The following is a 13,102-nucleotide window of genomic DNA, read 5'->3' as shown; positions in this document are numbered from 1 at the left end:
TAATATGTGATTAACTATTTTTTGTTATCTTAACAACTAACTATAAATATAAACTTTTGTTAAGTTTTGACACACTTTGTTAGAAATTCGTCTGATATAAAAGATAGGATTAAATGGCAATGTGAGGGTGATGGCCAGCGTAAGCTGTGCGCAAAAAACCCGAATTATTGGAAGGAAAGTAGATCACATGACCGAATTCAACTGGTCTGCATTAGACGAGCGCGCCGTAAAGATGGCGAAGGTTCTCTCGGCTGATGCTGTTGAGCGAGCAGGACACGGACATCCTGGCTCCCCTGTTTCATTGGCACCGATTGCGTACACCTTGTACCAGCACTTCATTAAGCACGATCCAGCTGACCCAAAGTGGGCCGGTCGCGATCGTTTTATTCTTTCTGGCGGCCACGCTTCGCTTACGCAATATGTGCAGCTGTTCTTCTCTGGATACGGCTTGACTCTTGATGATCTCAAGTATTTCCGTGGCGGCGCAGACACGCGTACTCCAGGTCACCCAGAATATGGCTTAACTCCAGGCATTGAAATGACCACTGGTCCTCTTGGACAGGGTCTTGCTTCTGCTGTTGGTTTCGCTTATGGTCAGCGTTTTGAGCGTGGTCTTCTTGATCCAGAAGCTCCAGCTGGCACTTCCCCATTCGATCACAAGGTTTGGGTTATCTGCGGCGAAGGCGACGTTGAGGAAGGTGTTTCTTCCGAGGCTGCTTCCTTGGCTGGAAACCAAAAGCTTGGTAATTTGACTGTAATCTTCGATGCAAACCACATTCAGATCGAAGGCGACACTAAGCTCACCTTCTCCGAGGATATTCTTGCTCGTTACCGTGCATACGGTTGGTACACCGACGAAGTTAGCTTCATTCAGCCAGACGGCTCCTACAAGGAAGACGTTCAGGCTTTGGCTGCAGCTATTGAAAAGGCTCAGGAAGTTACCGATAAGCCTCACTTCATTAAGGTTAATACTTTGATTGCTTGGCCAACCCCAGGCAAGACCAACAATGAAGCTTCTCACGGCTCTAAGCTTGGTGAAGAAGCTGTTAAGGGTTTGAAGGAACTTTGCGGTTTCGACCCAGAAGTTTCGTTCCCAATCGACGAAGAAGCTTTGGCTCATGCTCGTAAGGTTGCTGAACGCGGTTTGGCTGCTCACAAGGCTTGGGATGAAGCTCTTGCAAAGTGGGCTGCTCAAAACCCAGATAAGGCTGCTCTATACGAGCGCCTTAAGGCTGGCAAGCTTCCTGAAGGCTTCGACAAGACTATCGACGACTTGGTTGCTGGTTTCGAAGTCGGTTCCAAGGTGGCTACCCGTAAGGCTTCTGGCGCAGTTCTTAACGCAATTGCTGCTGTTATGCCAGAACTTTGGGGCGGCTCCGCTGATTTGGGCGGCTCCAACAACACCAACATTAAGGGCGCTGACTCCTTCGGTACATCCGAGGATGCAACTCGTACTTGGCCAAATGTTTCCGAGTACGGCCGCCAGCTTCACTTCGGTGTGCGCGAGTTCGCAATGGGTGCTATTACCAACGGTATTTTGCTTGGTTCTGACACTCGCCCATTCAACGGCACATTCTTCCAGTTCTCTGACTACGAGCGCCCAGCAGTTCGCTTGGCTGCTTTGATGGAGATTCCAAACCTCTACGTTTGGACTCACGACTCCGTAGCCTTGGGCGAAGATGGTCCAACTCACCAGCCAATCGAGCACTTGGCTGCTTTCCGCGCTATTCCTCAGCTTGAGGTTGTACGCCCTGCAGATGAGTATGAGACTGCTGAAGCTTACCGCTACTTCTTCGAGAAGAAGAACAACTACCCAACCGCTATGATTTTGACACGTCAAGGCGTACCAACCCTCGCAGAAACTGCTGAGAAGGCTCGCGAAGGCGTAAAGCACGGCGGTTATGTGTTGGTTGACTGCGAAGGCACTCCAGACGTAATCATCATGGCTACTGGTTCTGAAGTTCAGTGGGCTGTTGCTGGCGCCAAGACTTTGGCAGCAGAAGGCATTAAGGCTCGCGTTCTTTCTATGCCATCTCTCGAGTGGTTCGAAGAGCAAGACGAAGAGTACAAGGAAGCAATCCTTCCAAAGTCCGTCAAGGCTCGCGTTTCCATCGAAGCTGGTTTGGCATTGCCTTGGTACAAGTATCTTGGCGATTGCGGCAAGGCTGTTTCTATCGAACAGTACGGCTTGCAGGGTGACGGCGGTCAGAACATGATCGATTTGGGCATTACTGCTGAGCACGTAGTAGAAGCTGCTAAGGCTTCTATCGAAGAAGCACGCGCTTAAGATAGAAATTAAGCAAAATAAAAAAACTTGATGTGTCAAAATAAAATTGATTCATCACAAAACTCGAAGTGCTAATTTAGCAACTTCACTGGAAACAGCAAAGGCGTGTTGATGTTAAGCTACAGTTGGTTTAGCATCAACCGCTGTTTCCTGTAAAACGCCAACACTACCAACGTGTTCCAACTGGTGGAGCACAGTGTTAAGGAGATAACATGACTGAAGCAACGCAGCGCACTAGCGATTCCGGCGTTTCTATTTGGTTGGACGATTTGTCCCGTACCCGCATTGAGTCTGGTTCTTTGCAGGATTTGATCGCTAACAAGAATGTTGTTGGTGTTACTACCAACCCATCTATCTTCCAGAAGGCTTTGAGCCAGGTTGGCCCATACGACGCACAGCTTAAGGAACTCGGCAAGGTTGACGTTGAGACCGCTATTCGCGAGTTGACAACCACCGACGTTCGTAACGCAACTGATATCTTCCGCGAGATTGCAGAAAAGACCGACTTCGTTGACGGCCGCGTCTCCATCGAAGTTGACCCACGCTTGGCTCACGATACTGCTAACACCGAAAAGCAGGCTGAAGAGCTTTGGGCAAAGGTTGATCGTCCAAACGTTATGATCAAGATTCCTGCAACTTTAGAAGGTCTTCCAGCTATCACCGCTACCCTTGCTAAGGGTATCTCCGTGAACGTGACCTTGATCTTCTCCCTCGAGCGCTACGAGCAGGTTATCGATGCCTTCATCGAAGGTATTGCTCAAGCTGCTGCTAACGGCCACGACTTGAAGCACATTGGTTCCGTAGCTTCCTTCTTCGTCTCCCGCGTTGATAGCGCTGTTGACAAGCTCCTCGAAGCTAACGGTTCCGAAGAAGCTAAGGCTCTTGAAGGCAAGGCTGCTGTTGCTAACGCTCGCTTGGCTTACGAACTCTTCGAGAAGAAGTTCGCTGCCGACCCACGTTGGGCTGAACTTGAGGCCAAGGGCGCAAAGAAGCAGCGTCCACTTTGGGCTTCTACCGGTACCAAGAATGCGGCTTACTCCGATTGCAAGTACGTTGATGAGTTGGTTGCTGAGCATGTTGTTAACACCATGCCAGAGAAGACTTTGAACGCTCTTGCTGATCACGGCAACGGTGCTGCTTCCATTAAGGGCACTTACGAAGAGAGCCACGCTGTTATGAACAAGCTTGCTGAGCTTGGCATTAACATTAAGGACGTTACCGACAAGCTTGAGGCCGACGGTGTTGCCGCCTTCATCAAGTCTTGGGATTCCGTGATTGCAGACGTACAGTCTGGCATCGATCGCGTAAACGCCTGATTTGATTAAATCAATAAATAAATAACAGAAGCCGCACGTGCACGTGGATTAATTTCCGCACATGTGCGGTTTTTGTTTAACTAGCGGTTAAAAACGTAAGTAGTAGACCGACCTTTTCCACAAACTGAAATATCTCCTCTACTAACTAGATTAGATAACAATTGCTTAGCTTTGGTGCTACCCACGTTAAGAATATTTTGCACTTGTTCACGCTTTATTGTTCCATGATTATGCACTGCTTCAATAATCTTTTTATAGCAATCGTCAACGCTCATACGCTTATATGACTTATTAGAATCTTGTGAAAGTGCATTTGCAGTAAGTCCTGAATTATAAGTATTATTCACTAAATTTGACGAATGAACACTAAGATTCGTTTTGTGATTTTCAGGACTAGATACAATGTTATTCTTATCGCTTACAAAAAATTCAAGAGTGGTACGGTCAGGATTAAAGGACTCACTTAACCTTGGATGAGGTATTCCAGCCCAATCACATCCAGCTCTCATAGCATCAAATCCGCTTCCTGCACGTTCAACAACAGAAATCAGTGCAAACATTTTAAGCAGTGCGGGATTTCGAGAATCAGAAAAACCTCCAGCCAAAGCCACTTCTATAGGCATACGTAAACACCCAGGGTTTGCAAAAGAAAGCTTAAAACCAGCGTTCAAGCTATTCGTTTCTGTAGAAGATTGTGAAGAACCATCAACAGAAGTGTTCACATCATTATTATATGTAATAACCGTGTTTCCTCGCATATAATAATCAGCATGAATCAACGTGTTTGCAAGAGCTTCTCTAATTGCCATATGCAACGGGGTATCATCAACTCTTAATGATTGAAAATTAAGCAAAAATGGTAATAAATGCGATGATAAATTAACACTAAAGACTACTAAAACAGTACTTCAATCTGGATTGAGAGAATGGGTAGTATAGCTATACTTTTTTAGTGCACACTATGGATAGTGTGTGCACCTTTTAACGATAGGAAGGGCTATCGTTAAAAAGTTTGAGAATCTATTTTCTACAAAACAATTTTTTATTCTGGTAGAAAATTAAAGCACCTTTTTGTAATGATCCCCAAAAGTTAGATTTTTGGTCCAACTTTTGGGAGCACTACATTAGTTAATCAGGTGTTTTTAATCAATAAGTCGATTATAAAACTTACTTGCAATAATATTCGATTGCCTTGTTGACAAATACTGATGTCCCTTCGCCTGCAAACGCATCTATATTTTTCGTAAAATCACCACCGGAAGCATACATCTTGCCAAGTCCGGATAAAATCTCATTCGAGCACTTATAGAAATTAGCTGTAATAAATTCCTGCAGTTTCTTTACCAAAGCCTGAACTTCAACTGAATCGCTGGGTTGTGATTTTACCTTGCCAAATTCTGCAAAAATCAGCTTGAGTTGTTGATGGAGCATTTTTGTTTCCTCGCTGTTTCTCCTTTTTTCTTTAGCTTCAAATTCCTTGAATTCCGGTGTATCTCCCCAATACTCTTTTGCCTGTTTGGCATACTCATCAATTTTGCTTGTGTCAAATGCTGTAAAGTTCATATAGTTACCTCCTAATGCTTTTAATCCCTTTGCAAAAAGAATTAAATTTTCCAAATGCTCTTTTTTCAGGATTAATAATTTGATTTGTTGTTCCAGCGCTAAATCTTTGTCGAAATGCTCACTGGTTATTATTTCTTTAATTTCTTTGAGCGGAAATTCCAGAGCTTTAAACAGCAAAATGGATTGTAGTACCTTTAGATCCTCATCACCATACAACCTATATCCTGACTCCGAATAAGCGGACGGTTTTAACAAACCGATTTTGTCGTAATACTGAAGAGTACGAATACTAATTCCTGCCATCTTGCTGACTTCATTCACTGTTTTCACTATCTCACCTCCTTCCTTATCACTAGAATAAAGTATTACGCAACGTCATAGTCAAGTATTTTTTGCTAGCGTTACCGTCTAATGCTCAACCTAGGACTGTTGTATTTATACAGCTTCAATCAGCAAACCATGAGTTCCGATTGACACCCATCACATCTTTTCTGAGTTAATAGTTATGATGTGGATTTGAAATACTTAGGATTGATTCATCCTAAAATATAGGGCACAATCCCCTTAAAAGGAGGCTATCGTTATGAATGTAAATACAGATACGCTGATTTCAATTTCTGAAGCCAATCAAAACTTCTCAAAGGTTGCTCGTCTTGTCGATAAATACGGTTCAGCTGTAATACTAAAAAACAACTCTCCGCGCTATGTGATTTTAGAGTTTCCTAAAGCCGATGAGGTTTCTGCTCCAGCTGATGATAAGGTCATGGCTTTATCGGATATGTTCATCAAAAAGAACAAAAAAGTCTATGAGGAACTTGCTAAATGAAGTATTTAACACGAGAACAGGTGATTAAATTTCACCAGGCTCTGATTGAAACAAGCGGTGGTTCGTTAGGTATTCGTGATGAGGGAATGCTCAACTCTGCGCTAAAACTCCACTACAGACTTACATTTGAGAGCATTTTTAGAACTTGTCAAAGTCTACCTGACCTGCAAAGCCTACCTTTTATTTTATCTTTCGAGCTGTATTTTCCCACTTCACCACCCTGGGTGCAAAGTGGCGAATCGACTTACATGAGCGATTAAAACATAATTCGCGAATGCACTTCGATTCGCTGAGCTTGCTCAAAGTTGAAAGCACACTGTGCTTTCAACGAACGCGAAGTACGTTAACATCCTGTGCACTCAACCCTAGAGCGTTGATATCTTCCCTCAAACAGCCAAACTGCGCTCAAAAACCGCGAGAAGTAAGCTTAAAGCCGCTTCGCATTAAACCTTTTAACGATAGCCCTCGCAAACCCCTGCTACACAAGGGCAAATTTGCACCCACCTAATCAGCCTCCTGCATCTGATAGCACGATCAAGCGCCGTGACGGTGGGAAGCACCACTTATTTTTCTCGTTTGAGTTTGAACATAAAAATAGCAGATAAAGGGAAGGAAATGAATTTACACCACTTTTAGGACTTGACCTATGAAATAATTAATAGTTCCATTTTCAATCAATATATAAAGACCGAGTCCAATAAACACGACAGGTACAATTACTTTTTCGTACTTTTCCACAGTCTCTCCGATAGCAGAAATTGAGGCGAGATTTTGAGATAATTTGCATAGAATCAAAATCCCTAAGGCAAATATTACTAAACTTATACTAATCTCAATCAAACTCTTTCCTGTAAAATAGGGGATATAAATTCCTAAATTATCTCCACCCATTGCCACTGTTAAACTTGTAAATGCTAAGATTTTTGATCCATCTCCGGTAATTTTCCCCTCGATATCTTCTTCATCAATATCTTCATCCACAAAAATTGCTCTTATACCAAGACCTAGCGGAATTAGACCAAGGAGTCCGATAATCCAATCTTGTGGAATAAAATTTAAAAAGTAAGCGGCAATAAGACTAGCCAGTACAAGCAGTCCTGTACCTAAATACTGCCCTACATAAATTGATTTCAAACCTTTCTTTCCTTGACTAGCGAATAAAATAGTCAAAACAACTAAGTAGTCAATGGATGTAGAAACAAAAACTAATAAAGCGGATACTATTGTTTCCATTATTTCTCCTTTCAAAATGTTAAATTTTTTAGACAGACGCACCCTCTTCTCTACATTGATACTCAACCCGTAACTTTTTTAACAGCAAAAAAGCACGTCAGCGACTTGCTGATATACTTTTATTTTACCTTACACTTTTCCTGTAAGCTTAACACTTTAGTTCCGTTTTGCTCTCATCAAGGAAAGTAAGATCAACCTTTCCATCGTGATGCACAGTTAGATGGTCAACCATGCTAAGCCAGACGTTTTCATCGAACACTGTTAACAAGTCCTGTTTTTTCAAGTCCTCGATAAAATATTCAACTTCATCATGCCTCATTTGCTTTTCAACAATGCGAGCTTTTACTCCCTTAAGCCTTGATTCTACAGTATTGAACCTGTTCACTAGACTCGTATATTTTTCTCATACTCATCCTGGTTCTGCAATTTCCTTGCATTTTCATTGATACAGTTGTTAATCTTTTAACGATTACCCCTAATCACCGGCTAAACAGGACGGACATTGAGCCTGACTTTAAGATTCATAAAAAGAAGTGACTATTACTGACAGAGATCAGTAATAGTCACCCAACGTGAGATATTCAACTATTGACTTGAACCAAACAAAATTCAATCAGTCTTTCGAAGGACAGTCTTAAGCGAGATCACTGTGACACCAATAACAAAAGAGGTAAAACCAATTCTAATAGCAAGTGTGCCATCCCATATTAAGGCAACCAGCATCGCGATTAAGGCAACCGTCAAGCCGAATGTCGCTACTTCACGGCAAAAACGAACGAGCTTGTCCATTCCTTAAAAACCTCCTCGTGCACATACTAATGATCAGGTCTCATTCTACCTTGTGAGCTATATTTTCCAACTTCACAACCTGGGTGCAAAGTGGCGAATCGACCTGCATGAGCGATTAAAACATAATTCGCGAATGCACTTCGATTCGCTGAGCTTGCTCAAAGTTGAAAGCACACTGTGCTTTCAACGCAAGCGAAGTACGTTAACATCCTGTGCACTCGACCCCAGAGCGTTGATATCTTCCCTCAAACAGAAAAATCGCACTCAAAAATCACGAGAACACAGCTTAAAGCCGCTTCGCATTAAACCTTTTAACGATAGCCCTCGCTAAGCCCTGCTATACGAGGACGAAATTGCACCCACCTAATCAGCCCTTGACATCAATACAACACTCTCGACGTGAGATTGAGGAAACTTACGAGTATATCTACACTTTTTTGAGTGCACACTATGGATATTGGGTGCACTTTTTAACGATAGGAAAAGCTATCGTTAAAAGGTTTAAGATTGGCTTAATAGCTTGATTTTTGAGCATAAAAACAGCCTAGAGAGCCCCCCCCCCCTAAGACAAAGTATTAGTATAGTTGATGCAATTTTTTTACCATATATGAGCCCATCGAATTGCTGTGTTTATTAACAAAGAATATTTTACGTTAATTAGATAAATAAATACATAAATTACAATTGAACTAGTATAGAAATATTCTATTTTTCATATAATATAGTAAAAGTAGTGAATAAAGTACGAGGAGGTATTTTGTGAAGAAAAGATATATGTTTAGAAATATTTTTAAAATCAAATATAACTTCCATAATATTGTTTTAATCGTTTTCATTGGACTATTAGCAGGTTTTTTATCAGGATTGTTCGGTGTAGGTGGAGGAATGGTGATAGTTCCTGCATTAACTGTTTTTATGAAATTTGATCAGCGTCATGCTACTGCTACTTCTCTTGTTGCCATAATTATAACGTCACTTTGTGGAAGCATTGTTTACGGTTTAAACGGCAAAGTGTCATTTTTATCAGCATTTTTTCTAATAATAGGTTCAGTTTTCGGATCACAAATTGGGGTATATTTTTCACATATTTTGCCTAAAAAAATATTTCCTTGGTGTTTTACACTTTTTGTATTACTAGTTATATGTTCTAGTCAAGTTTGGATTCCGTTAAGAAATGTAGATTTTAATGTTAGTTTTTTAAAAGCTATATGTCTTATATTTATAGGCGTTGTTTCTGGTATTTTTTCAGGTATTTTAGGCGTTGGTGGCGGAGGAATTATAGTGCCATGCGTGCAACTTTTGCTCGGCATGGGAGACCTTATGGCAAGAGGAACTGCTTTGCTTGTCACGCTTCCTACAGTTATAAGTGGTAGTATTGCTAATGCTCGTTACCATTATACTCATTTTACTGAAGGAATTATTATCGGTATTTTTGCGACATTTACTGTAAACTTAGGCGCAATAATTGCGCGCAGTATTTCACCTTTTATATGCAATATATTGTTTTGTATTTTCTTGTTCAGTGTATGCTTACAAATGATATTAAAAACAGGTATTTTAGCTAAGAATAAGCGTTAAATATGTAAAGTCTTTGACTTTTATTTATTTGAAAAAATAGTTTTGAATATAAAAAGTGGGGCTTAGATTTAAGCCCCACGATATAGGAGAATGTTATAAAGTAACTTTTTACAATTATGCCATTTGAGTAACATCTCTTTTTGCTTGTATAAATTTTATTATCATGTTTTTTGCGTGATAAATAATTACGCAAACTATACTATATATCCTCACTTCACAGGGTGGGTGCAAAGTGTGTGCACCTTTTAACGTTAACACCCTGTGCACTCGACCCCAGAGCGTTGATATCTTCCCTCAAACAGAAAAATCGCACTCAAAAACCGCGAAAACCCAGCTTAAAGCCGCCACACGCTAAACCTTTTAACGATAGCCATCGCTAAGCCCTGCTACACAAGGGCAAAAATGCACCCACCTAATCAGCCTTTGACATCAATACGACACTCTCGACGTGGATTGAGATAACTCCGAGTATAGCTACACTTTTTGAGTGCACAGAATGGATATTGGGTGCACTTTTTAACGATAGGAAAAGCTATCGTTAAAAAGTTTAAGATTGGCTTAATAGCTTGATTTTTGAGTGCAAAATACTACTAGTTCTTCTTATAGCCTATAGCAACATTACCTGTTTTATTAAGTCCTGGTACTTTAAGAACATCAGAGCTTGACTTGTCTTTTAAATCAAATTTACCAACTAAAAATAAAGCTTTATACCCTGAACTAGGCAAATTAAACTGTGAGTCAACTAATTTGATGGGCTTATCTCCAAGAGTAACTTCAGACAAATCATAATGAGAATCCAGAATATCTCGTGACACAAAGAGATACAACTCATCCTTATTCATATAGTTTTCTGGTATACGAAACTCTTCCCGAGACACCGCTACCGTTTCCCAATGATACTACGCAACTTATTGCAATTTTTTAATTGATTCACTTTCAGATAGTATCCTCATTTGTTCAATAGCTATTGCATTTAATTTCTCCAATCTTTCAGATTGACTCATACCTTCATTTATAAATACCGCATTAAGATTCTCAAGATTAGAAAGGCAAACAAGCTGAGATATATCTGCATAATCTCTAATATTGCCTTTTAAATCCGGATTTTCATCACGCCACTCTTTAGCTGTTATTCCAAATAAAGAAACGTTAAGAATATCCGCTTCATTTGCATAAATAAAATTGATTTTTTCTTTTGAAAGTTTATCTGGTACAAGTTTGTTCTTAATGGCATTTGTGTGAATTTTATAATTGATTTTTGCCAAATTTCTTTTAATATCCCATCCTAGCTTCTTCTGTTCTTCTTCCTTTAGACGTTCAAATTCTTTGATTAAATATAATTTAAAGTATGGCGATACCCAAGAAGCAAACTCAAACGCTATATCTTTATGAGCATAAGTTCCACCATATCTTCCCGCTCTAGCAACGATACCGATAGAATTGGTTTTCCCCACCCATTGCTTAACAGATAATATAAAACGGTTAAGTCCTGCTTCATTTTTAATTCCCTCGAATTCGGTGGAATTAAAATTCGTGTTATACATTTCTTCCCAAATACCTAAAAACTCTATCGTATTCTTATTCCTAAGCCACTTTTCAATCAAAGCAGAACCGTTATCAATATTTCTAACCATATCCGTTAAAGAAATATAATCTCTATTGTCAATGGCAATAATGCTAATTTCTGAACCTTCAACATTTATTTTAGACACGTAATCACCTCTCAATCATCCAATTTCACACATTTAGCAAATCATAGAAAGTATGCTCATCAATAATTTCTATATCTTGCCCCTCAATCTTGAGCTTTTCTGCTTTCTTATGCTTTGATGACTTATCACCTTTAAGAATTGCATTGTAATCATTGTCACCAAGTATCAGATAGTTCGTCTGCTTAGTCACACTATTATCTAAGACACCGCCGAGATTCACTACAATCTGCTGAGCATCCTTGCGAAGCATTTTCTCAAGCTTACCAGTGAAAACCACGTGCCGATTATAGAAAAACCCATCTTTATCAACAACCACTTCATCAGGCTTAATTGCTTTGATATCTATCCCTTTGCCGCCGTGGCTTTCGCCGGTGATCCATAAATCTTCAATAGCGAGATTCTTCTCCACCATGCGTGATTTAACAGCATCATATAATTCTTTCGTCGCAATACAATCAGCTAAAGCACGATGCTCATTATTATGCAAACCCAAATAATCAGTTAAATCAGAAAGCCTGTGATGCTTCAACTCAGGATACAGTTTACGAGCAAATTGCATCGTATCCATATACTGATTAGACAATTGTTCCTTAAAACCCTCATTCAAAAAACGCATATCAAAAGAAGTGTTATGGCCAAGAATAATATCCTCACTGATAAATGAGAGCACGTCATTTTTAACACTTGATATAGATGGCATGTCTTCCAGCATGTCATTAGTTATTCCTGTTAATGCTGTAATAAAACCGTCTACTTCTATACTCGGTTTAATCAGCTGATCATAACGGTCAACTATTTCATTATTCCTGACCCTTAAAATACCAATTTCAATAATTTCATCGTAATACGCAGATAAGCCGGTCGTTTCGGTATCCAGCACACAGTAATCATCAATGAGTTGCTTAGTGTAATTTGAGTTTGAATTGGACATAAAAAGCACCTCCTTCATCTATTGAAATCAGTCTAGCACTTATTATATCTTGAAAGCTAAGTGCCTTAAGCATAAAAACAGGTCGATTGTAATAATTGGCCGGCTGTTTTAACTATTTTTTATAAAGATTTTGTCAGCCTTTTTCGCGCAATTACTACCGTTAGTGTATCAGATTAACTATTAAAAAACTCAAGAATTAGATGCAATTATTTGTAGCATCATTTTAGATATTTCTTTTGGAGACGGGCGATTTTCCATTTGCATCCATTCGGAAAGAAGATTCCAAAGTGCACCGGCACTGACAAGCAGTGCAGCTTTCTTTTCAAAGATGCTATCGTACAAATTTTGATTTCCACGAACGGTGTCATAAATCACAGGTAAGGCCCGATTGAATTCTTCCAGCAGATAATAGAACAGATGATTCCGCTGCAAAAGACGCAAAAAGTTGATCTGTTTCTCCCAAAAGGTAAAAAACACTTCCACAATCTGCTCCAGTGTATAGTGCCTGTCTTTTTGAAAATAAGTAATGTAGTCCTCACATCTTTCTAAGAAGCATTGCTGTAATACCTGCTCCTTCGAATCAAAGATCCGATAAAAAGTTCTCCTTGATAAAAGCGCATGTTCGGCGATTTCTGTTACGGTAATACGAGCGTAGTCTTTTTGGCTCATAAGATCCAACAAGGACTGCATCAACCATTGACGGGATTGCTCAGCGATGGGATTCTTTTCCTTTTCTACCAAACTCATTTTGGTCCTCCTGTCACACTTTTTCGGGATTGTAGCACTTGAACTTCTTCCATTAACAATCATGTCTTTTTGAATATAATATAAATTATAAAGTGACACAAGTGAGACAGATAAAGGAGG

14 protein-coding genes and 1 pseudogene are annotated in these 13,102 nt (G+C 40.0%); 6 read left to right on the top strand and 9 right to left on the bottom strand.

Going from position 1 to position 13,102, the window contains the following annotated elements:
• Positions 1 to 187: 187 nt before the first annotated feature.
• Positions 188 to 2,287 (top strand): transketolase, encoded by a 2,100-nt coding sequence (gene tkt, locus GAVG_RS03185; RefSeq protein ID WP_009994069.1) that lies wholly within the window; start codon positions 188 to 190, stop codon positions 2,285 to 2,287.
• A gap of 212 nt (positions 2,288 to 2,499) precedes the next feature.
• Positions 2,500 to 3,603 (top strand): transaldolase, encoded by a 1,104-nt coding sequence (tal, locus tag GAVG_RS03180; protein WP_004111694.1) that lies wholly within the window; start codon positions 2,500 to 2,502, stop codon positions 3,601 to 3,603.
• Between the two features lie 80 nt (positions 3,604 to 3,683).
• On the opposite strand, the gene GAVG_RS03175 is transcribed toward tal, so the two are convergent.
• Positions 3,684 to 4,412 (bottom strand): ATP-binding protein, encoded by a 729-nt coding sequence (locus GAVG_RS03175; protein ID WP_009994068.1) that lies wholly within the window; start codon positions 4,410 to 4,412, stop codon positions 3,684 to 3,686.
• A gap of 358 nt (positions 4,413 to 4,770) precedes the next feature.
• Positions 4,771 to 5,496: a MerR family transcriptional regulator gene (locus GAVG_RS03170; RefSeq protein ID WP_009994066.1), complete on the bottom strand. Its 726-nt coding sequence runs from the start codon at positions 5,494 to 5,496 to the stop codon at positions 4,771 to 4,773.
• A 253-nt stretch (positions 5,497 to 5,749) separates the two neighbouring features.
• Here GAVG_RS03170 and GAVG_RS03165 point away from each other — a divergent pair, with 253 nt between their 5' ends.
• Together GAVG_RS03165 and GAVG_RS03160 are read left to right on the top strand one after the other, a co-directional pair.
• Positions 5,750 to 5,992, top strand: a complete 243-nt coding sequence (locus GAVG_RS03165) for a prevent-host-death protein (RefSeq protein WP_004115145.1) — start codon at positions 5,750 to 5,752, stop codon at positions 5,990 to 5,992.
• Positions 5,989 to 6,252: a hypothetical protein gene (locus GAVG_RS03160; RefSeq protein ID WP_009994065.1), complete on the top strand. Its 264-nt coding sequence runs from the start codon at positions 5,989 to 5,991 to the stop codon at positions 6,250 to 6,252. Before GAVG_RS03165 ends, GAVG_RS03160 begins: the two co-directional genes overlap by 4 nt.
• 361 nt (positions 6,253 to 6,613) lie before the next feature.
• Here GAVG_RS03160 and GAVG_RS03155 read toward each other — a convergent pair whose 3' ends face one another.
• From GAVG_RS03155 to GAVG_RS03145, 3 genes are all read right to left on the bottom strand, one after another.
• Entirely contained in the window at positions 6,614 to 7,225 is a 612-nt protein-coding gene (locus GAVG_RS03155) for a CadD family cadmium resistance transporter (protein WP_004120505.1), read from the bottom strand.
• A gap of 148 nt (positions 7,226 to 7,373) precedes the next feature.
• On the bottom strand, positions 7,374 to 7,610 hold the full coding sequence (locus tag GAVG_RS03150; protein ID WP_009994762.1) for a hypothetical protein: 237 nt from the start codon (positions 7,608 to 7,610) through the stop codon (positions 7,374 to 7,376).
• 224 nt (positions 7,611 to 7,834) lie between these two features.
• Positions 7,835 to 8,014, bottom strand: a complete 180-nt coding sequence (locus GAVG_RS03145; RefSeq protein ID WP_009994761.1) for a hypothetical protein — start codon at positions 8,012 to 8,014, stop codon at positions 7,835 to 7,837.
• 103 nt (positions 8,015 to 8,117) lie between these two features.
• On the opposite strand from GAVG_RS03145, the gene GAVG_RS07565 reads away from it, so the two are divergent.
• Together GAVG_RS07565 and GAVG_RS03140 are read left to right on the top strand one after the other, a co-directional pair.
• Positions 8,118 to 8,345, top strand: a complete 228-nt coding sequence (locus GAVG_RS07565) for a hypothetical protein (protein ID WP_308726788.1) — start codon at positions 8,118 to 8,120, stop codon at positions 8,343 to 8,345.
• Positions 8,346 to 8,788: 443 nt separating this feature from the next.
• Entirely contained in the window at positions 8,789 to 9,592 is an 804-nt protein-coding gene (locus tag GAVG_RS03140; RefSeq protein ID WP_013399587.1) for a sulfite exporter TauE/SafE family protein, read from the top strand.
• A 590-nt stretch (positions 9,593 to 10,182) separates the two neighbouring features.
• On the opposite strand, the pseudogene GAVG_RS03135 reads toward GAVG_RS03140, so the two are convergent.
• The 4 genes and pseudogenes from GAVG_RS03135 to GAVG_RS03120 form a co-directional block, all read right to left on the bottom strand.
• Positions 10,183 to 10,491, bottom strand: a pseudogene (locus tag GAVG_RS03135) (hypothetical protein); the annotation flags it as partial.
• A 9-nt stretch (positions 10,492 to 10,500) separates the two neighbouring features.
• Positions 10,501 to 11,304, bottom strand: coding sequence for a KilA-N domain-containing protein (locus GAVG_RS03130; RefSeq protein ID WP_009994756.1), 804 nt, complete (start codon positions 11,302 to 11,304; stop codon positions 10,501 to 10,503).
• 25 nt (positions 11,305 to 11,329) lie between these two features.
• Positions 11,330 to 12,235: an exonuclease domain-containing protein gene (locus tag GAVG_RS03125; protein WP_009994754.1), complete on the bottom strand. Its 906-nt coding sequence runs from the start codon at positions 12,233 to 12,235 to the stop codon at positions 11,330 to 11,332.
• Between the two features lie 189 nt (positions 12,236 to 12,424).
• Entirely contained in the window at positions 12,425 to 12,982 is a 558-nt protein-coding gene (locus GAVG_RS03120; RefSeq protein WP_004111734.1) for a TetR/AcrR family transcriptional regulator, read from the bottom strand.
• Between the last annotated feature and the right edge of the window lie 120 nt (positions 12,983 to 13,102).

This window comes from Gardnerella vaginalis ATCC 14018 = JCM 11026 (genome assembly GCF_001042655.1).
GTDB lineage: Bacteria > Actinomycetota > Actinomycetes > Actinomycetales > Bifidobacteriaceae > Bifidobacterium > Bifidobacterium vaginale.
Note: the sequence above shows the minus strand (reverse complement) of the source record. Positions and strands in the feature narration are given on the sequence as shown.